The 21924-nt window shown below is 74.9% G+C and carries 25 protein-coding genes; 10 read left to right on the top strand and 15 right to left on the bottom strand.

The window, feature by feature from the left end; genetic code table 11:
- Nucleotides 1-96 precede the first annotated feature (96 nt).
- The 5 genes from RDV89_RS17080 to RDV89_RS17060 all read right to left on the bottom strand — a co-directional run bounded on the left by RDV89_RS17080 (nt 97) and on the right by RDV89_RS17060 (nt 4037).
- Nucleotides 97-510, bottom strand: a complete 414-nt coding sequence (locus tag RDV89_RS17080; protein ID WP_315734941.1) for a GtrA family protein — start codon at nt 508-510, stop codon at nt 97-99.
- Complete coding sequence (locus tag RDV89_RS17075; RefSeq protein WP_315734939.1) at nt 507-1604, bottom strand: glycosyltransferase family 2 protein; 1098 nt, start codon at nt 1602-1604, stop codon at nt 507-509. Before RDV89_RS17075 ends, RDV89_RS17080 begins: the two co-directional genes overlap by 4 nt.
- Entirely contained in the window at nt 1601-3103 is a 1503-nt protein-coding gene (locus tag RDV89_RS17070) for a hypothetical protein (RefSeq protein ID WP_315734938.1), read from the bottom strand. Before RDV89_RS17070 ends, RDV89_RS17075 begins: the two co-directional genes overlap by 4 nt.
- On the bottom strand, nt 3100-3684 hold the full coding sequence (locus RDV89_RS17065) for a hypothetical protein (RefSeq protein WP_315734936.1): 585 nt from the start codon (nt 3682-3684) through the stop codon (nt 3100-3102). The genes RDV89_RS17070 and RDV89_RS17065 overlap by 4 nt, the downstream gene beginning before the upstream one ends.
- 77 nt (nt 3685-3761) lie before the next feature.
- Nucleotides 3762-4037, bottom strand: coding sequence for a glutaredoxin family protein (locus tag RDV89_RS17060; protein WP_315734934.1), 276 nt, complete (start codon nt 4035-4037; stop codon nt 3762-3764).
- A gap of 15 nt (nt 4038-4052) precedes the next feature.
- Here RDV89_RS17060 and RDV89_RS17055 point away from each other — a divergent pair, with 15 nt between their 5' ends.
- From RDV89_RS17055 to RDV89_RS17045, 3 genes are all read left to right on the top strand, one after another.
- Entirely contained in the window at nt 4053-4973 is a 921-nt protein-coding gene (locus RDV89_RS17055) for an HAD family hydrolase (protein ID WP_438823296.1), read from the top strand.
- Nucleotides 4974-5102: 129 nt separating this feature from the next.
- Nucleotides 5103-5957, top strand: coding sequence for a sigma-70 family RNA polymerase sigma factor (locus RDV89_RS17050; RefSeq protein WP_315734932.1), 855 nt, complete (start codon nt 5103-5105; stop codon nt 5955-5957).
- Nucleotides 5958-6066: 109 nt separating this feature from the next.
- Nucleotides 6067-7317, top strand: a complete 1251-nt coding sequence (locus RDV89_RS17045) for a DUF5667 domain-containing protein (protein WP_315734930.1) — start codon at nt 6067-6069, stop codon at nt 7315-7317.
- A gap of 20 nt (nt 7318-7337) precedes the next feature.
- Here RDV89_RS17045 and RDV89_RS17040 read toward each other — a convergent pair whose 3' ends face one another.
- From RDV89_RS17040 to RDV89_RS17025, 4 genes are all read right to left on the bottom strand, one after another.
- The gene (locus RDV89_RS17040) at nt 7338-8579 is read right to left on the bottom strand and encodes a lysophospholipid acyltransferase family protein (RefSeq protein WP_315734928.1); all 1242 of its coding nucleotides are present in this window, start codon (nt 8577-8579) and stop codon (nt 7338-7340) included.
- Nucleotides 8572-9627 carry an NAD-dependent epimerase/dehydratase family protein gene (locus tag RDV89_RS17035; RefSeq protein WP_315734926.1) on the bottom strand — a complete coding sequence of 352 codons (1056 nt, stop codon included), beginning with the start codon at nt 9625-9627 and terminating at the stop codon, nt 8572-8574. Before RDV89_RS17035 ends, RDV89_RS17040 begins: the two co-directional genes overlap by 8 nt.
- A gap of 42 nt (nt 9628-9669) precedes the next feature.
- The gene (locus RDV89_RS17030) at nt 9670-9771 is read right to left on the bottom strand and encodes a 30S ribosomal protein bS22 (protein ID WP_008356322.1); all 102 of its coding nucleotides are present in this window, start codon (nt 9769-9771) and stop codon (nt 9670-9672) included.
- A 141-nt stretch (nt 9772-9912) separates the two neighbouring features.
- A complete protein-coding gene (locus RDV89_RS17025) occupies nt 9913-10125 on the bottom strand; it encodes a helix-turn-helix domain-containing protein (protein WP_315734877.1) in 213 nt (70 codons plus the stop codon).
- Nucleotides 10126-10374: 249 nt separating this feature from the next.
- Between RDV89_RS17025 and RDV89_RS17020 the strand changes: the two genes are divergently transcribed.
- Nucleotides 10375-11085, top strand: coding sequence for an HAD family hydrolase (locus tag RDV89_RS17020; protein ID WP_315734875.1), 711 nt, complete (start codon nt 10375-10377; stop codon nt 11083-11085).
- A 27-nt stretch (nt 11086-11112) separates the two neighbouring features.
- On the opposite strand, the gene proC is transcribed toward RDV89_RS17020, so the two are convergent.
- The 4 genes from proC to RDV89_RS17000 all read right to left on the bottom strand — a co-directional run bounded on the left by proC (nt 11113) and on the right by RDV89_RS17000 (nt 14750).
- A complete protein-coding gene (gene proC, locus RDV89_RS17015) occupies nt 11113-11946 on the bottom strand; it encodes a pyrroline-5-carboxylate reductase (protein WP_315734873.1) in 834 nt (277 codons plus the stop codon).
- Between the two features lie 78 nt (nt 11947-12024).
- Entirely contained in the window at nt 12025-12960 is a 936-nt protein-coding gene (locus tag RDV89_RS17010; protein WP_315734872.1) for a proline dehydrogenase family protein, read from the bottom strand.
- Nucleotides 12961-12994: 34 nt separating this feature from the next.
- Nucleotides 12995-13801, bottom strand: a complete 807-nt coding sequence (locus RDV89_RS17005) for a sugar phosphate isomerase/epimerase family protein (RefSeq protein WP_315734870.1) — start codon at nt 13799-13801, stop codon at nt 12995-12997.
- A 13-nt stretch (nt 13802-13814) separates the two neighbouring features.
- Nucleotides 13815-14750, bottom strand: a complete 936-nt coding sequence (locus RDV89_RS17000; protein ID WP_315734868.1) for a Ppx/GppA family phosphatase — start codon at nt 14748-14750, stop codon at nt 13815-13817.
- Nucleotides 14751-14820: 70 nt separating this feature from the next.
- Here RDV89_RS17000 and RDV89_RS16995 point away from each other — a divergent pair, with 70 nt between their 5' ends.
- From RDV89_RS16995 to RDV89_RS16985, 3 genes are all read left to right on the top strand, one after another.
- Nucleotides 14821-15615 carry a DUF3109 family protein gene (locus RDV89_RS16995; RefSeq protein WP_315734866.1) on the top strand — a complete coding sequence of 265 codons (795 nt, stop codon included), beginning with the start codon at nt 14821-14823 and terminating at the stop codon, nt 15613-15615.
- Nucleotides 15616-15715: 100 nt separating this feature from the next.
- The gene (locus tag RDV89_RS16990; protein WP_315734864.1) at nt 15716-16354 is read left to right on the top strand and encodes a VOC family protein; all 639 of its coding nucleotides are present in this window, start codon (nt 15716-15718) and stop codon (nt 16352-16354) included.
- An 8-nt stretch (nt 16355-16362) separates the two neighbouring features.
- Nucleotides 16363-17103 (top strand): class I SAM-dependent methyltransferase, encoded by a 741-nt coding sequence (locus RDV89_RS16985; RefSeq protein WP_315734862.1) that lies wholly within the window; start codon nt 16363-16365, stop codon nt 17101-17103.
- Between the two features lie 29 nt (nt 17104-17132).
- On the opposite strand, the gene RDV89_RS16980 is transcribed toward RDV89_RS16985, so the two are convergent.
- Entirely contained in the window at nt 17133-18194 is a 1062-nt protein-coding gene (locus RDV89_RS16980; RefSeq protein WP_315734860.1) for a LacI family DNA-binding transcriptional regulator, read from the bottom strand.
- 191 nt (nt 18195-18385) lie between these two features.
- On the opposite strand from RDV89_RS16980, the gene radA reads away from it, so the two are divergent.
- Nucleotides 18386-19786, top strand: coding sequence for a DNA repair protein RadA (gene radA / locus RDV89_RS16975; protein WP_315734858.1), 1401 nt, complete (start codon nt 18386-18388; stop codon nt 19784-19786).
- Nucleotides 19787-19821: 35 nt separating this feature from the next.
- Here radA and RDV89_RS16970 read toward each other — a convergent pair whose 3' ends face one another.
- Entirely contained in the window at nt 19822-20121 is a 300-nt protein-coding gene (locus tag RDV89_RS16970) for a MoaD/ThiS family protein (RefSeq protein WP_315734856.1), read from the bottom strand.
- An 86-nt stretch (nt 20122-20207) separates the two neighbouring features.
- Between RDV89_RS16970 and RDV89_RS16965 the strand changes: the two genes are divergently transcribed.
- Entirely contained in the window at nt 20208-20924 is a 717-nt protein-coding gene (locus RDV89_RS16965; protein WP_315734854.1) for a response regulator transcription factor, read from the top strand.
- 66 nt (nt 20925-20990) lie between these two features.
- Nucleotides 20991-21923 carry a mycothiol synthase gene (mshD, locus tag RDV89_RS16960; RefSeq protein WP_315734853.1) on the top strand — a complete coding sequence of 311 codons (933 nt, stop codon included), beginning with the start codon at nt 20991-20993 and terminating at the stop codon, nt 21921-21923.
- Nucleotide 21924: the final 1 nt, after the last annotated feature.

The following is a 21924-nucleotide window of genomic DNA, read 5'->3' as shown; positions in this document are numbered from 1 at the left end:
CGCCTCACCGGGAGGCGGCACCATGGGGGACGCGCGCGGCCCGCTCACTGTAGGAGTTCAGCGGGGGCAGGACAAAAACGAGCGGGACCGCCCGCCTCAGTCGTGACCGGCGGCGGTCGTGCGCGGCCAGACCACGAAGCGGTAGGCGGCGAAGTTGACAACGAGGCTGCAACCTATCGCAAGCACCTTGGCCACGATCACGGGGTCCACCACCAGCAGGAGCAGGTGGATCACGACCGGCTGGAAGACCCACATCACGACGCCGGTGGTCGACACGAACAGCAGCGCCTGGCGCAGCGTGAGGCGCTGGGCCTCGAAGGTGACCAGCCCGTTGACCACGAAGCTGAACGCCATGCCCGCGCTGGTCGAGCACAGGTTCGCCAGCGTGATGCCGAGCGGCACGTGCAGCAGCCAGAACAGGCCGACGTCGATGCCGGTGTTGAGGACGCCGACGGCGGCGAAGCGTACGGGGCGGGGCACCGCGGCCAGCAGGGCCGCAGGCCGCGTCACCGCACCGCTCGCCGGGGCTGGTCGGAGGGGTGGCCGGAAGGCCGGTCGACCGGCCGGTCCGAGGGCTCGTCGCGCGGCGCCCCGTGCCCGCGAGCGGCCAGCGCCACCGAGTAGAGCGGCCGGCCCTGGACCTCCACGAACACGCGCCCGAGGTAGGAGCCGATCACGCCCATCATGATCAGCTGCAGGCCCGAGAGCAGGAACAGCGCGACCATGATGAACGCCCACCCGGGCACCACCTCGTCGGGCCGGAAGAAGCGCAGGAACACGACGTACACCGCGCCCAGCACGCTCAGCACCGAGATCAGGATCCCCGCCCGGCTGATCATCCGCAGCGGGGTCGTGGAGAACCCCATGATCCCGTGGCCGGCGAACGAGAGCATCTTCCGCAGCGGGTAGCCCGTCGAGCCCGCCAGCCGCTCGTCGCGGTCGAACAGCACGGCCTCCTGGCGGAACCCCACCTGCGCCACGATCCCGCGCAGGAACCGGTTGTGCTCGCGGTAGCGGCCCACCTCCGCCACCACCCGCGCGTCCATCAGCCGGAAGTCGCCGGTGTTGCGGGGGATCTCGATCTCCGCCAGCCGCGCGAGCAGCCAGTAGAACAGCCACGCCGTGGCGCGCTTGAACGCCGAGTCGCGGCGCGTGCGCCGCTGGGCGTACACCACGTCCACACCGCGCTCCCACACCTCGATCAGCTCCAGGCTGACCGCCGGCGGGTCCTGCAGGTCGGTGTCCATCACCACCACCGCGTCGGCCGACCCGGTCACCGCGTCCAGCCCGGCGGTCACGGCCAGCTGGTGGCCGTGGTTGCGCGAGAGCGCCAGCACCGTGACCCGCTCGTCGGCCGCGCGCAGCGCCAGCAGCCGCTCCAGCGAGGCGTCGCGCGAGCCGTCGTCGACGTAGACGAACTCGAAGTCGAGGTCGTCGCGGCGCGCCGTCGCCTCGGCCAGCGCGGCCTGGAAGGTCGCGACGTTGTCCTGCTCGTCGTAGACGGGCAGGACGTACGCCACGCGGCGGCGCTGCGGTGCGGTCATCGTCGGCTCCCCCTCGGGGTCGGTGGTGGTGGCGCTCGTGGTCGGGTGCTCGGTGCTCATCCCAGCACCGCCACGGCGCCGATGCCGAGCGCCAGCGCCACGGTGCCCGCGGCGAGCAGCACCTGCACCCGCGTCAGCCAGGTCCCGAAGGCGGCGTCGCGCCCGGCCAGGACCGGGTCGGACGGAGCGGCCGTGACCGGGTCGGCCACCACGGCACCACCCGGCGGCCCGTCTCCGCGGCGCCCCTGCCACCACGTCAGCAGCATCGCCCCGCCGAGGCCGAGCAGCGGCGCGGCGGTGGTCCAGTACCGCGGGCCGGAGACGTGCACGAACGGCTGCGACATCAGTGCCCCGAGCGAGAGCGTCAGCAGGGTGGCCAGCACCTGCAGGTCCCGCGCGCCGCGCACCACGACGAGCAGCACCGCGGCCCCGACGCCGAACGCGACCCACACCAGCCCCCGGCTGAGGTAGCGGGCGGTGAGGCCCGCGGCGTCGTCGGGCGCCTCGAGCCAGCGCAGGAACCGGTCGGGCGCCTTCACGTAGCTCCAGGCGTTCTGGATGACGTCGCGGCTGTAGGAGCGGGGCGTCACGTCCTCGCGGGCGTACGCCGACATCTCGGTGAGCACGTCGAGCTCGCTGCGACCGGTGGCCGCGGCGGTCTCGCGGGCGTAGCGCTGCGGGGCGAACCAGCGGGTCGAGTCGGGGTCGCAGGGCCCGCGGCAGATCCGGTCCTGGTCGCCGAAGGTGCTGGCGAGCACGGTCGGCACCGACGTCGTCGTGACCACCCGCCCGTCGAGGGCGGCGGAGGCCGCCCCCGACCACGGGGCGAGCACCAGCAGGAACGCCCCGAGCGCCGCGGCGGCCGCGCCGAGGCTGCGGACGCGGGCGCTGCCGCGCAGCAGCGCGACGCACACGACCACGGCCACGACGCCGAGGCCGACCACCACGAGCGCCGCACTCGAGCGCAGGTAGACCACGGCAACGGCGAGCAGGCCGAGGCGTACGCCCTGCGCGAGCGACGGCGCTGCGCCGGCGCGCACACGGCGCGACACCGCCACCAGCTCGACCACGAGCAGTCCCAGCACCAGGCCGCCGAGGTAGTCGCCCCACGCGGCGAACGCGAAGGCGGCGGCCATCGGCACCAGGCCGGGCATCACCAGCAGGGCCGCGGCGTAGCGCGGGCCCAGGACCGTGCGGGCGCGCCAGACGAGCAGGGCCAGCACGATCGTCGAGACGAGGCCGAGGTACGCCCGGACGGCCTCGACGTCGCCGTCCGGCACGACGAGGAAGAAGGGCGCCAGGAGGATCGGGACGCCCGGCATGAACCAGCCGCTCGCGACGACCGAGCGGGAGAGCTCGGCGACGTCGGGCGCGCGCAGGCTCCCGAGGTCGCGCAGCAGGTTCGACAGGGCGCGACCACCGTCCACGTACGCCGCCTCGTCGCCGTGCAGCGGGGAGGCGCCGACGAGCCAGAAGGCCCACCCGAGGACGACGAGGTGGACCAGGGCCAGGACGACGAGGACCCGGTCGGCTCCGGCGAGCCGGCTCAGGGGCCTCACCCGTCGCTCGCGGGGAAGCGCTTCGTGGTGCTCGGCCAGTCGCACACGGCGGCGGTGCCCACCCGGGGCGTGCTCGGCAGGTCGAGCTCGGCACGACCGCGGACGATCGGGTCGGGCACCTCCGGGTCGTCGCCGAAGGCGCGCAGCGTCACCGCGACGTCCGCGTCGGGGCTGCCGGGGAGGACGAGCCGGGCGGTCGCCGTGTCGCCGCGCACGGCCTGCTCGGTGAGGTCGTAACCCACGTCGACCAGCGGAGCGGTGATGCCGTCGAGCGCCGCGCCGATGTCGACCAGCGACCAGTGCAGGACCAGGTGGCGGCGCTCGCCGTCGGGCGTGGCCACGTCACCGTCGGTGCGCACGACGTAGGGCACGTCCGGCACCGCGCCGCCCGGCAGCGGGTAGCAGCCGTCGGCCAGGGTGTCCCCGGGCAGGGCGGGGCGGTAGCTGCCGGTGGGCTCGGCCCGGCCGAAGGCGTCACCCGCGGCGGAGAGGGCGACGAGCGCGACGGCGAGGAGCACGAGGACGTGCCAGGGACGCAGGCCGGTCTTCCGGGCCTCCCCCCGGCCCGAGACTGAGGACATGACGCCGAACGTAGACGGACATCCAAGTGAACACCGCCTCGCCGCTGGTGCCGCACCTCACGTGCGGCGCGGCCCGGTCAGCCGGCGAGGGCCGTGCGCAGGCGCACCGGGTCCACCCGCCAGAAGTCGTGCTGACGACCGTCCACGAACGTCACCGGCAGCTCGTCCACGTCGATGCGGGCCTCGGTCGCCCGGTCCTCGTCCTCGTCCACGTCGACGAGGGCGTACGCCTCGCCCAGCTGCCCGCAGACGGCCGCGACGACCGCCTCGGCCTGCTCGCACAGGTGGCACCCCTCCCGCACGAACAGCTCGACGCGGGGCGTGCGGGACGGTGGCAGTGACACGCGTCGCATCCTAGGCTGAGGCCCGTGGCGCACCTCGAGGACGACGACACCGACGGGCGTCCCCGCGCCCACCCCACGGCACGGCGCACGACCGACCTGCGCCGCCGCTCCCGCCTGGCGGGAGAGGCCGCCGCGTCCGCCGCCGAGGTCGAGTCCGCCCTCGAGCTGCCGCGCGACGCCGGCGCGGCCGCCTTCTTCGACGTCGACAACACGCTCATGCAGGGCGCGAGCATCTTCCACTTCGCGCGCGGCCTGCACCGCCGCGAGTTCTTCACCACCCGGGAGATCGCGGGCGCGGTGTGGAAGCAGCTGTACTTCCGCGTCGTCGGCGTCGAGGACCCCGAGCACGTCGCGGAGGCCCGCAACTCGGCACTGGGCTTCATCGCCGGGCACACCGTCGGCGAGCTCGAGTCGCTCGGCGAGGAGATCTTCGACGAGGCGATGGCGATGAAGATCTGGCCGGGCACACGCGCGCTCGCCCAGCTCCACCTCGACGAGGGACAACGGGTGTGGCTCGTGACCGCCGCGCCGATCGAGATCGCGCGGATCATCGCGCGACGGCTCGGCCTCACCGGCGCGATGGGCACGGTCGCCGAGCACGTGGACGGCGTCTACACGGGCCGCCTGGTCGGCGACCTGCTGCACGGCCCGGCGAAGGCCGAGGCCGTCAAGGCGCTGGCCGCGCGGGAGGGCCTCGACCTGGCGCGCTGCTCGGCGTACTCCGACTCCTCCAACGACCTGCCCATGCTCGGACTGGTCGGCGACCCCTGCGCGATCAACCCCGACGCGCGGCTGCGGGCCCATGCCCGCGCCCAGGGGTGGCGGATCCGGGACTACCGCACCGGCCGCAAGGCCGCCCGCGCCGGGCTGCTGACCGGAGCCGTCCTCGGCGCCGTCGGCGGTGCCGTGGCCGCCGGGGCGGCCGTGCGCCGCGTGCAGCGCTGACGCGGCGTCGCGCACCTCGGGCGGGTCACCTCCGGGCCTCGGAGGCAAAAACGCCCGATCCGTGTTCACAACCTCTCAGGTCCGGCCTACCCTGAGCCGACGCTCAGGGAGAGATCTGGGGAGGGTTCCATGAGCTGGTCATCGCCGCGTGCGCGCGCCGTCGAGCGTGGGCTCGACGCGCTGCGCCTGCAGGTGGCTGCCGTGCTGGCCCCGCAGGTCGCGCCCGCGGGCGGGCCGGGCTGGGCGACCTCGCTGACGATCGCCGCCTCCCTCGACGCCGCGGGCACGGGCGGCACCCGGGCGGGCACGGCGACGAGCTCCGCCGGTGGCACCACGACCACCGGCCCCTCCGCCGGCCCCGACGCCGGTACCGACGCGGAAGCCGACGACGGGGCCCAGGCCCACTCCGCCAGCGACAGCCCCGAGGAGCGCGAGCGCCTCATCGCGCTGGTCGAGCTCGCCCGCGGCGGCGACAAGGAGGCCTTCGGTCTCCTCTACGACCACTACCACGGCCCGGTGTACCGGTTCCTCTACTACCGGACGCGGTCGGTGACGCTCGCGGAGGACCTGACCTCCGAGACGTTCTTCCGGGCCCTGCGTCGCATGAACGACTTCCGCTGGCAGGGCCGCGACTTCGGCGCCTGGCTGACCACGATCGCCCGCAACCTGGCCACCGACCACTTCAAGGCGGGCCGCACCCGACTGGAGACCACGGTCGAGGACATGGGCGTGCACGACGACGGCCACGAGGAGGGGCCCGAGTCGACGGTCCTGACGTCGATGACGAACGAGATCCTCATGGAGGCGCTCGGCCGCCTGCCCGCGGAGCAGCAGGAGTGCCTCGTGCTGCGCTTCCTCCAGGGGATGAGCATCGCCGAGACCGCCGCCGCGCTCGAGCGCAGCGAGGGCGCCGTCAAGCAGCTGCAGCTGCGTGGGGTGCGGAACCTGGCGAAGCTGATGCCGGAGGGGATCCGAGAGCAGTGACGATCCCGACGCGTGCCGTAACCTCCTGCGCCCCGACCTCGTTGGGGGTGGCAGTGCGCCTGCCCGGTCCTCCCCCGGGCAGGGCCACCGACCCGACAGGACCACCGGCATGATCCCTCTCCCCACGGCCAGGCGCCGCGCCGAGGAGTTCGACGCTGCCGTGTCCGCCCCTGCGGGCGGACCCTCCGCCGGCTCCCCCTCCACCCGCCCCGACGGCGAGCTGCTCGCGCTGGTCGCCGCCCTGCGCGAGGAGGCCGGCAGCGCGCCGGCGCCACGCACCGACTTCGTCGACGACCTGCGTTCGCGGTTGATGGCGGAGGCCGACACCGTGCTGGTGCCGATCACGGCCGACGACGAGCAGCGCCTGCGGCTCCAGGAGCGGGCCCCGAGCGCGACCCGACGGCAGCGACGCGTGGCCGCCGTGGCGGCGGCCGTGGTGATCAGCGGCGCGTCGACGACGATGGCGTACGCCGCGCAGGACGCCCTGCCCGGCGACCCGCTCTACGGCGTGAAGCGCACGCTCGAGGGCGCCCGCGGGTCGATCTCGCTCACCGACGCGTCGAAGGGACAGGTCACGCTGCGGCACGCCGAGCAGCGCCTCGCGGAGGTGCAGGGCCTCGTCGCACGCGACGACAGCGCCAGCGCGGCCCAGGTCTCCGACGCGCTCACGACGTTCAGCGAGCAGGCCGAGGAGGCCGGCGACCTGCTGCTGGCGGCCGCGGTCTCCGACGGCTCGGACCGGCCCGCCACCGCGCTGCGGGACTTCGTGCGCCGCAGCGTCGCCACGCTCGACGAGATCGAGCCGGACCTCGCGGGCCGCGACCGCGACGCCCTCGGCCGCGCCGTGAGCACGCTGTCCTCGCTCGACGGTCGCGCCCTCGACGTCTGCCCGACCTGCGGCAGCTCGGCCGTCCTGGACCTGCCGGCGGCGCTGGCGGCGACCGAGGACCTGTTCCTGCTGGGCATGGGCACCGACGTGCCCGAGCTCCCGGCGTTGGACGAGGCGTCCGACCTGCCGCCCGGCAGCGTCACGGGCAACGGCAGCGTCGCCCAGCCGGGCGCGAGCCCGGAGACGACGGCCCCGGACCCCGGCGCGGGCTCCGGCGGCTCCAACAGCTCCACCGGTGGAGGGACGACCGACGGGGGCGGCACGTCGCCCTCGCAGTCGGGCTCGACGCCGAGCACCGTCGTGCCGCCCGTCCCGGGCGTGACCGCACCGTCGCAGCCCCCGAACGGCAACGGCGGTCTCTCCGACGTCACGGAGGGCGTCACGGGCGGCAGCACCGGCCCGCTCAGCGACACCCTGAACGGCGTCACGGAGGCGCTCGACAGCCTGCTCGGCCTCAACAAGCGCGGCTGAGCGCCGGCCGGCGGCGGGCCTCAGCCGAAGGCGCCGCCGCGGTCGATGAGCAGCCGGTAGAGCGAGCTCTGGATGGTCTCGCGCACCTGGTCGGTGACGTCGAAGACCAGCATCGGGTCGTCCGCCGCGCCGGCGTCGAGCTCGTCGGTGCGCACCGGCTCGCCGAACTCCATGACCCACTTCGACGGCAGCGGCACCAGGCCCAGCGGGCCGAGCAGCGGGAACGTCGGGGTGATCGGGAGGTACGGCAGACCCAGCAGCCGCGCGAGGGACGGCACGTTGCCCACCAGCGGGTAGATCTCCTCGGCGCCCACCACGGACAGCGGCACGATCGGCACCCCCGTGCGGATCGCGGCGGCGACGAAGCCGCCCCGCCCGAACCGCTGCAGCTTGTAGCGCTCGGAGAACGGCTTGCCGATCCCCTTGAAACCCTCGGGCCAGACGCCGACGAGCTCGCCGCCGCGCAGCAGCCGCTCGGCGTCCGCGTTGCAGGCCAGCGTGGTCCCGCTCTTGCGTGCCATCGAGCTGACGATAGGCAGGCGGAACACCAGGTCCGCCCCGAGCGGGCGCAGGAAGCGGCCGGCGTGGTCATGCACCGCGACGAGGGTCATCAGGCCGTCGACCGGGACCGTGCCGGAGTGGTTCGAGACGACCAGCGCGCCGCCCTCGGCCGGCACGTTCTCGATGCCGCGGACCTCGACGCGGAACCACTTCTCCGCGATCGGGCGCAGCGCCGCGATGAGGAACCGCTCGGTCAGCTCGGCGTCGAACCCGAATTCGTCGACCTCGTAGTCACCGGTGACGCGACGGCGCAGGAAGGCGAGGAAGCGCGCCAGCTGGCGCTCCGCGTCCTCGCCGAACAGCTCCGTCGCCGCGGTCTGGAAGGCCTGCAGCCAGTCCCCAACGGGTACGCCCGCCAGCGGCCCGCGGTCGCGGGTGGTCGCGGCGGGACGGGTCGGGTGCTCCTCGGCGGGCTGCGGCGGCCGCTCGCCGGACGTACCGGCGTCGGGCGTCTCGGCGCCGGTGGCCCCGGCGGGAGCCGTGGGAGCCGTGGGAGCCGTGCCCGGCCTGCCGGCCGCCCCGGGCACGTCGGCGCTGTCCGGGCCAGCGGGCGTGCCGGGCTCGTCGGCGTCACCGGTCGCTTCGCGTCCGCCGGCCCGGGGGCCGGCGAGGTCGCGGCTGGACGCGGACGGGCGGCGGCCACCGCCGCCGCGGCCGGGACGGCCTCGCGTGCCGATCGGGATGATGTCGGCGTCACCCACGCGGGCCTCCCGGGACGACGAAGGGTCGGTGTCCCCCGCCGCGGCCCGCCGCGGCGAGCCGGCGCTCGGCGGCGCCCAGCACCCGGTCGGGTGCCGTGAGGGTCGGCGCGAGGTTGGAGGCGAAGTCCTCGAGGGCCGCGGCGGTGTCGCGGCGGGGGACGAAGCCCAGCTCCGTGCGGCAGCGGGTCGTGTCGACGCCGCGGCCGTAGGTCAGGAAGGTGACGAGCTCGGGTGACAGCTCGGCGAGACGCACCTGGCGCACGACCCGGCCGAGGCCGCCGACGGCGGCGGGCGGGAGCGACACGGTGGGGCGCTGGAGGCGGCGCAGGACCTGCCGGAGCGTCAGCACCCCGTCCCCGGCGACGTTGAAGGTGCCCGCGACCTCGCTGCGCACCGCGTGGTGCAGCACCTCGACCACGTCCTCGGCGTGCAGGAACTGCAGCCGGGGGTCGAACCCGATCACCGTGGGCACGACGGGCAGGCGCAGGTAGGACGTCATCGGGCTCTCGACGAGCGGACCGACGACGTTGGCGGCGCGGAGCATCAACACGCGCACGTCGGGCCGACGGCGGGCGAACCCGCGCACGTAGCTCTCGACCTCCTGCGCGTCCTTGGCGTAGCCGGCGCGCGCCGGGCGCGGCTCGACGTCCTCGGTGAACATCGCGGGGTCGCGGCTCGACGAGCCGTAGACGGCCGTCGTCGACTTCACCACCAGGTGGCGCACCGTCTCGGACTTCTGGCAGGCGGCGAGCAGCTGCATGGTGCCGATGACGTTGAGCTCCTTCATCGCGCCGCGGCCGCCGGAGGCGCCGGGAGAGGCGATGACGCTCATGTGGACGACGGTGTCGACGTCCTCCCGGGCGATCACCTTGGCGATCACCGGGGTGCGGATGTCGGCACGGACGAAGGAGACGGCGCCGATGTCGCCCCGCGGGGGGACGACGTCGACGCCGACGACCCGGTCGACGTCGGGGTCGGACACGAGCGAGAGCGCGACTCGCCGCCCGAGGTCACGGGAGACCCCGGTGACGAGCACGACCCGCCCCATGCCGACCTCGCTAACCGACGTGGCGCGCCAGGGCGCGCGGGGTCACTTGCCGAGCTTGCGGCGCTGGACGCGCGTCTTCTTCAGGAGCTTGCGGTGCTTCTTCTTGGCCATGCGCTTGCGCCGCTTCTTGATGACAGAACCCACGGAATACCTCTCACGTACGGACGTCCGCGCTCCATCGCCGAGCGCGGACCAGTGCTTCAGCGTAGCCGGAGGTCGAAGGCACGACGAAACCAGGCTCGTCGCCCACCCCGGCACCCGCCGCGAGGACGGGACGGACCGGACTCAGCCGGCGTCGTAGAAGCTGCGACGCAGGTAGGCGTCGACGTCCTTCTCGTCCACCCGGAACGACCGACCGACGCGCACCGCGGCGAGCTCGCCGTTGTGCACCATGCGGTAGACGGTCATCTTCGAGACCCGCATCATCGCCGCCACCTCGGCGACGGTGAGGAACTTGACGCCGCCGATCGCACCGGCGGGGCCGTCGTGCTGTGCCATGAGCACCGCTTTCTCGTAGGTGACCGGGCAGGCGTGGGTCGCCGCCCCCGTCACGGGAGGGATGGGCGTGAGAATAGAGCCTGATGTGACTCGTGGGGAGGGAGAGGACCCGGAAATCTCCGAATCCTCGGCGTGTCGCCTTGAAAGTTTGCCGTGCACGTGGGTGACAACGGTGTAACTCGTCCCGCTCCGCCCGCGAGGGACGGCACGGTTCGGCCGCTGTCGGAGGTGGCTGGGAGACTCGCCGACGTGGCTCCCCTCGCTGTGCCGGACGACCTCGCGGCCGTCCTCTTCGACCTCGACGACACGCTCGTCGACCACCGCGGCGCGTCGCGCGCGGGGCTCGAGTCGTGGGCGGCCGGGCTGGGCCTGGGCGGCACCTCCGACGAGCTCGCCGCCCGCTGGACGGCGCTGGAGATGCGGCACTTCTCGGCCTACCAGCGGGGCGAGACGACCTTCGCCGGACAACGCCGGGCGCGGGTGCGGGCGTTCCTGCCCCACCTCGACCTGCGCGACGACACCCTCGCCGACGCCGAGTTCGCCGGATACCTCGCCGGCTACGAGCGGGCCTGGCGGGCCTTCGGGGACGCGGCCGACGCGCTGCGCCGGGCGTCCGCCGCGGGCCTGCGGGTCGCCGTGCTCACCAACGGCGACGAGCGGCAGCAGCGCGCCAAGGTCGAGCGCACGGGCCTGGCCCGGCTGCTCGACGCGCTGGGCGCGCCCGTGCTCGTCTCCTCGACGCTGCGGGCCGCCAAGCCCGACCCCCGGGCGTACGCGTTGGCCTGCGGGCGCCTGGGCGTGCCGACGGGCGCGGCCCTCATGGTCGGGGACTCGGTGGCCAACGACGTCGTCGGCGCCCGGTCGGCGGGGCTGGCGGCGGTGCTGCTGGACCGCTACGACGAGCACCCACGGCGCGGCCCGCAGCGGGTGCGCACGCTGGCCGACCTGCGGTTCGGCTGAGGCGGGGCGGGAGCCGGGGCGCGAACCTCAGGCGCCGAGCTCGCGGGAGCGGTTGCGCGCCGCCTCCATGGCGGCGAGGAACGCTGCTCGCACCTTGTGCACCTCGAGCTCGCGCAGCGCCGCAGCGGTGGTGCCGGCCGGCGAGGTGACCTGCTCGCGCAGGACGGTGGGGTGCGTGCCCGTCTCCCGCAGCATCGTGGCCGACCCGACGACCGTCTGGACGACCAGGTCGGTCGCGGTCGCCCGCGGCAGGCCCAGGTGCACCCCCGCCTCGATCATCGACTCGACGACGAAGAAGAGGTAGGCGGGGCCGGACCCGGAGATCGCGGTGACGGCGTCCTGCTGGGCCTCGGGGATCCGCAGCACCTTGCCGGTGGCGCTGAGCAGCGCCTCGACCTCCGCGAGGTTCTCCTCGGTCGCGTGCGTGCCGCCGGAGACGGCGGCCATGCCCTCGTCGACCAGCGCGGGGGTGTTGGGCATGACGCGCACGACGGCGACGCCTGCGGGCACGAGCGCCTCGACGAAGGCCGTCGTGATGCCGGCGGCGAGCGAGACGACGAGCTGGCCGGGGCGCAGCTCCGGGGCGATCTGCTCCAGGACGGTGCCCATGTCCTGCGGCTTCACGACGAGCGCCACGGTCTGGGCGCGGCGGGCCGCCTCGAGGTTGTCCACGACGGCCACGCCGTAGCGCTCCGTCAGCTCCCGGGCCCGCTCCGGACGCTTCTCCCCGACGACCAGGTCGGCCGGGGACCGGCCGGCACGCAGCAGGCCGGACAGGAGCGTCTCCCCCATCACCCCGGCTCCGACGATCGCGGTGGTCCCGGTGCTCGCGGGCGTCGCGGGGGTGGTCGGTGCGGTCACGGGCGGACGCCTCCTGGTGCGGCTGGCTCTGCGGGTCTCGGTCCTGCGGCCCCGTCCTGCGAACTCAGTCCTGCGGACTCAGTCCTGCGAGACGAGGGACGTGAGGAAGAGTGACAGGTTCGCAGGTCGCTCCGCGAGCCGCCGCGTCAGGTAGGCGTACCAGTCCGTCCCGTAGGGCAGGTAGACGCGCATCGTCTCCCCGTCCTCCGCCAGCCGACGCTGCTCGACCGGTCGGATCCCGTGCAGCATCTGGAACTCGTAGGTGCCCTGGTGGCGCCCGTGCCGGCTGGCCAGGGACGAGGCGATCCGGATCAGCCGCGGGTCGTGGGTCGCCACCATCGGGTAGCCCTGTCCGGCCATGAGGATGCGCAGGCTGCGGACGAACGCGCGGTCGATCTCGTCGGCGTCGCGCATCGCGACGCTCGCCGGCTCGTCGTAGGCGCCCTTGCAGAGCCGCACGCGCGAGCCCTCGTAGGCGAGGTCGCGGGCGTCGCCCTCGGTGCGGTGCAGGTACGCCTGCAGCACCGCACCCGTGGACGGGTGGTCGCGCCGCAGCTCGCGCAGGATGGCCAGGGTGTCGTCGACCCCGGTGTGGTCCTCCATGTCGAGGGTGACGGTGGTGCCGACCGCGCGGGCGGCCTCGACGACGCGATGCGCGTTCTCCAGCGCCAGGGCGTACCCGTCCCGCGGCAGGGTGCGGCCCACCGCGCTGAGCTTCAGCGAGACCTCGGCCCGGCGGGCGAGCCCGTGCGCGGCCAGCGCGTCGAGGAGGTCGAGGTAGACCCGCGTGGTGCGCTCGGCCTGCTCGGGCTCGACCGTGTCCTCGCCGAGGTGGTCGATCGTGACCGCGAGCCCGTCGTCGACGAGGCTGCGGGTGGCCGCCACCGCATCGTCGGTGGTCTCGCCCGCCACGTACTGCCGCACCATCGACGTCGCCACCGGCAGGGTGGTGAGGGTGTGCCGCACCCGCTCGCTGCGGGCGAGGGCGAGTAGCGGACGGCGCAGCAGCGGCATGTGATGCACGCTACCCGGGAGCCGGAAGTGGTCCTCAGGCTCCCTCGGGGGCGGCGCGACCGAGGTGCTCCCGGGCGAAGGCCAGGGACTCGGCGAGGTCGGCCTCCCGCTCGGCCTGGTCGGCCGCCTTGCGGGTGTTGATCTCGAGCACCACGTGGCCCGCGAACCCGCCGGCGCCGAGGTGGCGCAGCAGCGCGGCGGCGCCGGTCGTGCCACGGCCGGGCACGAGGTGCTCGTCCTTGGCGGACCCGGTCCCGTCGGTCAGGTGCAGGTGGCGCAGCCGCGGGCCCAGCCGGTCCGCCATCGCGATCGGGTCGGAGCCCGCGATCGCGGCGTGGGAGAGGTCGATCGTGGTGTTCGCGTAGTTCTCCGTGGAGGGGTCCCAGCCCGGGGCGTACACCTCCATCCCCCGCGTCGTGCCCTTCCGCGGGGTCGCCTTCCACGGGTACATGTTCTCCACCGCGAACGCGATGCCGCTCGACTCCTCGAGCGCCGCGACGCCGTTGACGAAGTCGCGGGCGTACTCCCGCTGCCAGCGGAACGGGGGGTGCACGACGACCACGTCGGCGCCCAGGGCCCGGGCCATCTCGGCCGAGCGCTCGAGCTTGCCCCACGGCTCGAGGCCCCAGACCGCCTGCGTGAACAGCAGGCACGGCGCGTGGACCGCGCAGACGGGTACGCCGTGGTGCCCGGCCAGCTGCTCGACCGCGGCGATCGACTGGCTCAGCGTGTCCATGCCGACCATCACCTCGACCGCGTCGTAGCCGAGGTCGGCGGCGTAGCGGAAGGCGTGCGCCGTCGACTCGGGGTAGACCGACGAGGTGGAGAGACCGACGACCATGGGCGACGCGGGGTCAGCCCAGGACGCTGAGCTGGTCGAAACGTTCCAGGATGACGCCCTCGCGCAGCGCCCAGGGACAGATCTCGAGGGCCTCGAGCCCGAAGATGTCCATCACCGCGTCCGCCACCAGGGCGCCGGAGACGATCTGGTGCGTGCGGCTCGCGGAGACCCCCGGCAGCGCGGCCAGGGCGTCGTGGTCCATCCCCATCAGCTTCGGGATCCACTCCCGCAGCTCCGCGGCGGGCAGCACCCGGGGCACCAGGTGGCCCTCGGAGGACGCCGGGGCGCCACAGATCCGCGCCAGCGAGCGGAAGGTCTTGGAGGTCGCGGCGGCCTTGTCGGGAGCACCCGCCCGCAGCAGGTTCCCGGCGTCGCGGGCGATCTCGGCGCGGATGCGGCGGCGCAGGGCGCGGACGTGGTCCTCGTCGGGCACGCCGTGCGCGAAGTACTCCCGCGCGAGCCGGGCCGCGCCCAGGGGCAGCGACCACGCCACGTCGGGCGCCTCGTCGCAGCCGCCGGCGATCTCCAGCGAGCCGCCGCCGATGTCGAACACCGCCAGCCGGCCGGCCGACCAGCCGAACCACCGGCGTACCGACAGGAAGGTCAGCCGCGCCTCGTCCTCGCCGGAGAGCACGCTGAGCGCCACGCCGGAGCGGGCCTCGACCTCCGCCAGCACCGCGTCGGAGTTGGCCGCGTCGCGCACCGCGGAGGTCGCGAACGCCAGCATCTCCTCGCAGCCCTTGTCCTCCGCGACGGCCTTCGCCTCGAGCGCGAAGGAGGCCAGGGCGTCGATGCCGCCGGGGCTCACCGCACCCGAGGCGTCCAGGTGCTCGGCCAGCCGCAGGGGCTGCTTGTGGGAGGACGCCGGCAGGGGCGCCGCCCCACCGTGCGCGTCGACGACGAGCAGGTGGCCGGTGTTCGAGCCGATGTCGAGCACGCCGAGCCTCATCCGGGCAACCTCATGGCGCAACGGTAACGCCGCGGGGGCCGCCCCGGACGGCGGACCGTACGCTGGCGCGGTGACGGACGAGCAGCACCCCGACCCGCCCGCTCCCGAGGTCCCGCTGGACTTCGCCCGCGCCTGGGTCGAGTTCGCCGACCCGGCCGACCCCGCCCAGGTCTTCCGGTGCGACCTGACCTGGCTGACCTCCGCCTACACGTGCATCTTCGGCTCCGGCTGCGCCGGGATCTACGCGAGCGCGCCCGACGTCGGCTGCTGCACGCTCGGTGCGCACTTCTCCGACCGCGACGACGAGCGCCGGGTCGCGGCGTACGTCGCCCAGCTCGACGCCGACCTGTGGCAGCACCACCCCGGCGTCGCCCGCGTGACCCGCAAGCACTGGGTGACGACCGACGACGAGGGCGAGCGCAAGACGCTCACCGTCGTGACCGACGGGCAGGAGGCGTGCGTGTTCGCGAACCGGCCCGGGTTCGCCGGCGGCGAGGGGTGCGCCCTGCACGCGCTGGCGCTGCGCCAAGGCCGCGAGCCGCTGGAGACCAAGCCCGACGTGTGCTGGCAGCTGCCGCTGCGACGCACCTACCGCGACGTCGAGCGGCCCGACGGCACCGCCTACCTCGAGGTCTCGATCGGCGAGTACGACCGCCGCGGCTGGGGCCCGGGCGGCCACGACCTCGACTGGTACTGCACCGGCAACCCCCTCGCGCACGTCGCGCCCGAGCCGCTGTACCTCACCAGCGCGGCCGAGCTGGTCGCGCTGATGGGCGAGGCGGGGTACGCCGAGCTGGCGCGCCGCTGCGAGGCGCACGTGCGGTCGCGCTCCGCCCTCGCGCTGCACCCCGCCGACCCACGCTGAGGCGCGGCTGAGCCCCCGCTGAGGCCCCGCCGAACTCTCGACGTCGAGAGACCCGACCCCGGGTGCAGGGGGCGGTGGGGGCTCGCACAGAATCTTCCCCATGCGCCTCGACCACGTCTCCTACGCCGCCGGCCCCGACGGACTGGCCGCCACCGCCCGGCGGATCGGCGAGCTGCTCGGACGCGAGTTCGTCGACGGTGGTGTCCACCCTCGCTTCGGCACCCGCAACATGACGCTCGGCCTCGCCGGCGACACCTACATCGAGATCGTCGAGGTGCTCGACCACCCGGCCTCGGACAAGGCGCCGTTCGGGCAGGCCGTCCGCGCCCGCTCCAAGCTGGGCGGCGGCTGGCTGGGCTGGGTCGTCGCGGTCGGCGACCTGTCCCGCATCGAGCGCCGGCTCGGGCGCGAGGCCGTCAAGGGCAGCCGGCACCGTCCCGACGGCACCGAGCTGGTCTGGAAGCAGATCGGCGTCAACGGCCTCATCGCCGACCCGCAGCTGCCCTTCTTCGTGCACTGGGACTCGCCCCGCGAGCTGCACCCGGGCGCCGGTGCCGACCAGGCGTACTCGCTGTCGGGCCTCGAGATCGCCGGTGACCCGAACCGCGTGACCGAGTGGCTGGGCGAGGCGCCCGAGGAGCCCCTCGACGACGTCACCGTCGAGTGGGTCGCGCCGCACGGCACCCCCGGCCTGCTCGCCGTGCAGGTCACGACGCCGACCGGCACCGTCCGGATCTGACCCGGCGCGTGGCCGCCCTCCCGCCGGGCGCACCGCGCGGCACCGTGCCGAGCCCCAACATCTGGGAGCACACCGGCACGTACGAGCTCGAGAACCTCGCGGTCGACCGCGGGCTGCTGCTCGAGCGCACCATGCGCCACGTCGCCGACTGGGACGGCCGCACCCTGCTCGACCTCGGCTGCGGCTCCGGCTTCCACCTGCGCCGCTGGGCCGAGCCCGGGCCGGCGCACGCCCCCGGCGGTGCCGCCGCGCGGGTCGTCGGCGTCGAGCCGCACCCCGCCCTCGCCGCCCTCGCCCGGCGACGCGCCCGCGGCCTGCCGCACGTGTCCGTCGCCGTGGGCTCGGCGCAGGAGGTCCCGCTGCCCGACGCGTCGGTGGACGTGGTGCACGCGCGGTGGGCGTACTTCTTCGGCCCCGGCTGCGAGCCCGGCCTGCGCGAGCTCTCCCGCGTCGTGCGGCGCGGCGGCACCGCCTTCGTCATCGACAACGACGCCTCCCGCTCCACCTTCGGGGCGTGGTTCCGCCGGGGCTACCCGAAGGTCGACCCGCCGGCGGTCGTCGAGCGGTTCTGGACCTCGCACGGCTGGACCCGCGAGCCGCTGCTCGTCGCCTGGGAGTTCGACCGGCGCGAGGACCTCGAGGCCGTCGTGCGGATCGAGCTCGACCCGGCGACCGCCGACGCCGTGCTCGCCGAGCACGAGGGGCTCGTCGTCGACTACGCCGTCAACCTGTGGTGGCGGCGGTTCTGAGCGGCTGAGCGCGCCCCCTCCGGGCGGCCTCAGCGCGTCAGGGTCGAGCCGCGCACGACGAGGCGCGGCTCCAGCAGCGTCCCGGTGCCGTACGGCGCGCGGCGGGCCAGCAGCTCGCCCAGCTGGGCGACGAGGTGCACCGCGACGTCCTCGAGCGGCTGGCGCACCGAGGTGAGACCGCCGGGCAGCAGCTGGGCGAACGGGGAGTCGTCGAAGCCCACGACGGCGACGTCGCGCCCGGCGCCGAGACCCCGGTCGCGCAGCAGGTCCAGCACGCCCGCGGCGAGCGTGTCGGAGGCGCAGACGAAGGCGGTCGGCGCGGCGGAGTCCAGCAGCGCCGAGGCGGCCGCGTACCCGCTCGCGGGCGTGTCGTCCCCCCGCGCCGCGAGCCCCTCGACGGGCAGTCCGCGCTCGCGCAGGGTGCGGGCCCAGCCGTCGCGGCGGTCCTCCCCCAGGTGCGACTGCGCGCGCCAGCCGACCCACGCGATGCGCGTGTGGCGCCGCTCGACGAGGTGCCGGGTCGCGGCGGCGACGCCCGCGCCGCCGTCGACGTCGACCCACGGGTGCAGCGCCGCGGGCTTCCACGGCCGTCCGAAGGCGACGAACGGGACGCCCGAGGCCTCCAGGTGGGCCGCCTGCGGGTTGCCGCGGAAGGTGTCGGTGACGACGAAGGCGTCGACGGCGGTGGAGCGCACGAGGGCGTCGTAGCCCGACGCCGGGTCGTCCGGGTCGTCGCCGTCGAAGAGGAGCACGTGGTAGCCCGCCTCCCGCGAGGCCTGCACGAGCGAGTGGACGAACCGGTCGGTGGTCGGGTTCGCCGTCTCGTCGACGACGGCGGTCAGCCGCAGGCCGATCAGCCGGGAGGCACGGGTGCGCAGGTTGCGGGCGGCGCGGTTGGGCGAGTAGCCGAGCTCGGCGATCGCGGAGCGCACGCGCTCGAGGGTGTCGGCGCGCAGCAGCGCGGGGTTGTTCAGCGCGTTGGAGACGGTCTGCCGCGAGACGCCGGCCAGGGCCGCGACGTCGGCGAGGGTCGGCGGGACGCTCGCCGTCGTCGGCTCCGCCGCCCCGTGCGGCTGCTCCGCCTCACGCACCGTCGCTCCCGTCCCTGCTCCGCCGTCGGTCCCGGTCCGACGGCCCGTCCTGCCCGCAGCCTCCCTGCCGCGTGCGCGACGCTCGCACCCGGGGTCGCGCCGAGGCATCATCGACGGCGACGGGCGGAGCGTCAACCGACGTCGGTGCGCGGGGCGACGCGTTGTCGGAGCCACCGTCTAGCGTGCCGCCCATGAGTCGAACCGCCTCGCGCAGCTCCCGTCCCCGCAGCGTGCACCGCTGCACGGAGTGCGGCTGGGAGACCGCGAAGTGGGTCGGGCGCTGCGGCGAGTGCCAGGCCTGGGGCACCGTGGAGGAGGTCGCCCCTGCAGCCTCGGGCACGACCACCGTCGCCGGACCGGTGAGCTCCCCCGCGGTGCGGATCGGGGAGGTGCGCACGGACACCGCGGCCTTCCGGTCGTCGGGCGTCGACGAGCTCGACCGGGTGCTCGGCGGGGGGCTGGTGCCCGGCGCGGCGCTGCTGCTCGCCGGCGAGCCCGGGGTCGGCAAGTCCACCCTGCTGCTCGAGGTCGCTGCGCAGACCGCCCGGCGCGAGGCCCGCACGCTCTACGTCTCCGGGGAGGAGTCGGCCTCGCAGGTGCGGCTGCGGGCCGATCGCACGGCGAACATCACCGAGGAGCTGTTCCTGGCCGCCGAGACGGACCTGGGCGCGGTGCTCGGCCACGTCGACGCGGTGCGGCCCTCCCTGGTCGTGGTCGACTCGGTGCAGACGATCAACGCCGCCGGGGTCGACGGCGTCCCGGGCGGGGTGACCCAGGTCAAGGAGGTCGCCGCCGCCCTGATCCGGATGGCCAAGACCCGGGGCATCACCCTCGTGCTCGTCGGGCACGTGACGAAGGACGGCACCATCGCCGGCCCGCGCGTGCTCGAGCACCTCGTCGACGTGGTGCTGCACTTCGAGGGCGACCGGGACTCGCGGCTGCGCATGGTGCGCGCCATGAAGAACCGCTTCGGTCCCATCGACGAGGTCGGCTGCTTCGAGCTCTCGAGCGAGGGCATCGTCGCCGTCTCCGACCCGACGGGCCTGTTCGTGGAGCACCACGAGCAGCAGGTGCCCGGCACCTGCGTGGCCGTCGCCCTCGAGGGACGTCGTCCGCTGCTCGCCGAGGTGCAGGCCCTCGTCACCCCGACCCCGGCCGAGCGGCCCCGCCGCACGACGTCGGGCCTCGACGGCTCCCGCGTCGCCATGACCATGGCGGTGCTGGCGCAGCACTGCGGCCTCCGGCTGCACCAGATGGACGTGTTCGCCTCCACCGTCGGAGGCGCCCGCCTGCACGAGCCGGCCAGCGACCTGGCCGTGGCCGTCGCGCTGGCCTCGGCGACCCAGCACAAGGCCGCACCGCTGGGCACGGTCGCGATCGGTGAGATCGGCCTCGCCGGCGAGCTGCGCCGCGTGCGCGACCTCGACCAGCGCCTGGCCGAGGCAGCCCGCCTGGGCTTCCGCCTCGCCATCGTGCCCGGGCGCTCGCGCGGGCCCCGCCTCCCCGAGCGCTGGGTCGTCGACGGCATGAAGGTCGTCGACGTGCCCGACATCGCCTCGGCCCTGCGCCTGATGCGGCTGCTGCCGCAGTAGGGGCGCCGGGTCAGGAGCGGGGGCGTACGCGGGGCTCAGCCACCCGCGAAGGGCGGCAGGAACTGCACCGTGCTGCCCGGGGAGACCACCACCTCGCCCGGGTCCTCCGTCGTGACCGGTCGGTCGTCGACCAGCACCGAGCAGACGGCGAGCACGTCGCCGAGGCGCGCGCCGGGGTGCAGACCCAGCAGCCGTTGCTGCAGGTCGGCCAGCGTGACGGGGCCCTCGACCTCGAGTCGGTCGGCGTCCGTCCCGGCCGCCTGTTTCGCGCCCGCCCAGTAGCGGGCCTCGATGACCTGCGTCTCACTTCGGGGGGGTTCCGGTGGTGTGACCATGATGTTTCTGTATCCTCCCGTTCACCTTCGTCGGCCGAAGCTCAACGTCGAGTTCCGGTCCCCGCCCCATCGGGAGGAGACCACCCGTGAGCACTCTCCTGCTTCTCACCAGCGCCCTGCAGCCCTCCGTCGAGGTCCTGCCGGGGCTCGCACTCCTGGGCCACAGCGTGAAGATCCTGCCAGCCGAGGGAAGCGCGCTGCTCGAGGCCCCCGACGCCGACCTCGTCCTGGTCGACGGCCGCCAGGAGCTGGCCCACGCCCGCGACCTGTGCCGCCTGATCCGCACCACCGGCTCCGACGTCCCCGTCCTGCTCGTCGTGACCGAGGGCGGCCTCGCCGTCGTCGCGGCCGACTGGGGCATGGACGACGTCGTCCTGCACACCTGTGGGCCGGCCGAGCTCGAGGCCCGGATCCGGCTCGCGATCGGTCGCCTCGCCGCGCAGCGCGAGGCCGACGACCCGGAGGCCCACGTCATCCGCAGCGGCGAGGTCGTCGTGGACGACGCGACCTACACCGCCAAGCTCGGCGGCCGCTCGCTCGACCTGACCTTCAAGGAGTTCGAGCTCCTGAAGTTCCTCGCCCAGCACCCGGGCCGGGTCTTCAGCCGCCAGCAGCTGCTGCAGGAGGTGTGGGGCTACGACTACTTCGGCGGCACCCGCACGGTCGACGTGCACGTGCGTCGCCTGCGCGCCAAGCTCGGTCCCGAGCACGAGACGCTGATCGGCACGGTGCGCAACGTCGGCTACCGCTTCGTCCTGCCGACGAAGGAGAAGAGCGAGGACGTCGCCCGGGCCAACGCCTGAGCGACCCCACGGCGCTCGACGGCCCTCCGACCCCGGTGGTCGGGGGGCCGTCGTACTGTCCGGGGCATGGCTGACGCACCCTCCGACCGCCCCGCCCGCCAGGCCACCGAGGTCACCGAGGTCACCGACGCCGCGACGGCGATCGCCGTCGTGCGGGAGGTCGACGCGGCGCTCGTGGAGGCCGACGGCGCGGGGGTCGTGGACGAGGCCGGGTGGCGCGACCTCGACCACCGCGGCCTGACGGACGCGCGGCTGTGGGCGGCCACCGCTGCCGACGGCTCCCCTGCGGGCTTCGCGCTGCTGCGCCGCGTCGGCGGGACGCACGACCTGGGGCTCGCGGTCGCGCCGACGCACCGCGGCGCGGGCCTGGGCACGGCGCTGCTCGACGGGGCTCTCGAGCGGGGCCTGGTCGCGACGGGCGGTCGCGTGCTCGCGTGGTCGCACGCGGACCACCCCGCGGCGCGCCACCTGGCGGCGGCACGAGGTTTCGCGCCGGTGCGCGAGCTGCTGGTGATGGAGCGGGGCCCGCACGACCTCCCGCCCCTGCCGGCGCGCAGCGACGTCACGGTGCGGGCGTACCGGCCGGACTCCCCCGCCGACGCCGAGGCGGTGCTCGCGATCAACACGGCCGCGTTCGCCGCGCACCCCGAGCAGGGCGCCATGGACGCCCGCGACCTGGCCGAGCGGATGGCGCAGGACTGGTTCGACCCGGCCGGCCTGCTCCTCGCGCAGGACGCGGCGAGCGGCGAGGTGCTGGGCTTCCACTGGACGAAGCGGACCCGGGCGACCGGCGAGGTCTACGTCGTCGGGATCGCGCCCGCGGCGCAGGGGCGCGGGCTGGGCAAGCTCGTCACCCTCGCGGGCCTGCACCACCTCGCCGCTCACGGCGTCGAGCGCATCGAGCTGTACGTGGAGGGCGACAACGCGCCGGCGCGGGCGGTGTACGCCGGCCTCGGCTTCACCGTGGCCGCGACCCACGTGCAGTACGCCCGGGGCTGAG

The organism is Nocardioides imazamoxiresistens (assembly GCF_032378595.1).
GTDB lineage: Bacteria > Actinomycetota > Actinomycetes > Propionibacteriales > Nocardioidaceae > Nocardioides > Nocardioides imazamoxiresistens.
Note: the sequence above shows the minus strand (reverse complement) of the source record. Positions and strands in the feature narration are given on the sequence as shown.

Coding starts and splice junctions, on each gene's coding strand:
- RDV89_RS17075 (WP_315734939.1), bottom strand. CDS start 1,604: ATGAGCACCGAGCACCCGACCACGAGCGCCACCACCACCGACCCCGAG.
- RDV89_RS17065 (WP_315734936.1), bottom strand. CDS start 3,684: ATGTCCTCAGTCTCGGGCCGGGGGGAGGCCCGGAAGACCGGCCTGCGT.
- RDV89_RS17060 (WP_315734934.1), bottom strand. CDS start 4,037: ATGCGACGCGTGTCACTGCCACCGTCCCGCACGCCCCGCGTCGAGCTG.
- RDV89_RS17050 (WP_315734932.1), top strand. CDS start 5,103: ATGAGCTGGTCATCGCCGCGTGCGCGCGCCGTCGAGCGTGGGCTCGAC.
- RDV89_RS17045 (WP_315734930.1), top strand. CDS start 6,067: ATGATCCCTCTCCCCACGGCCAGGCGCCGCGCCGAGGAGTTCGACGCT.
- RDV89_RS17035 (WP_315734926.1), bottom strand. CDS start 9,627: ATGGGGCGGGTCGTGCTCGTCACCGGGGTCTCCCGTGACCTCGGGCGG.
- RDV89_RS17025 (WP_315734877.1), bottom strand. CDS start 10,125: ATGGCACAGCACGACGGCCCCGCCGGTGCGATCGGCGGCGTCAAGTTC.
- RDV89_RS17010 (WP_315734872.1), bottom strand. CDS start 12,960: ATGCCGCTGCTGCGCCGTCCGCTACTCGCCCTCGCCCGCAGCGAGCGG.
- RDV89_RS17005 (WP_315734870.1), bottom strand. CDS start 13,801: ATGGTCGTCGGTCTCTCCACCTCGTCGGTCTACCCCGAGTCGACGGCG.
- RDV89_RS17000 (WP_315734868.1), bottom strand. CDS start 14,750: ATGAGGCTCGGCGTGCTCGACATCGGCTCGAACACCGGCCACCTGCTC.
- RDV89_RS16990 (WP_315734864.1), top strand. CDS start 15,716: ATGCGCCTCGACCACGTCTCCTACGCCGCCGGCCCCGACGGACTGGCC.
- radA (WP_315734858.1), top strand. CDS start 18,386: ATGAGTCGAACCGCCTCGCGCAGCTCCCGTCCCCGCAGCGTGCACCGC.
- RDV89_RS16970 (WP_315734856.1), bottom strand. CDS start 20,121: ATGGTCACACCACCGGAACCCCCCCGAAGTGAGACGCAGGTCATCGAG.
- mshD (WP_315734853.1), top strand. CDS start 20,991: ATGGCTGACGCACCCTCCGACCGCCCCGCCCGCCAGGCCACCGAGGTC.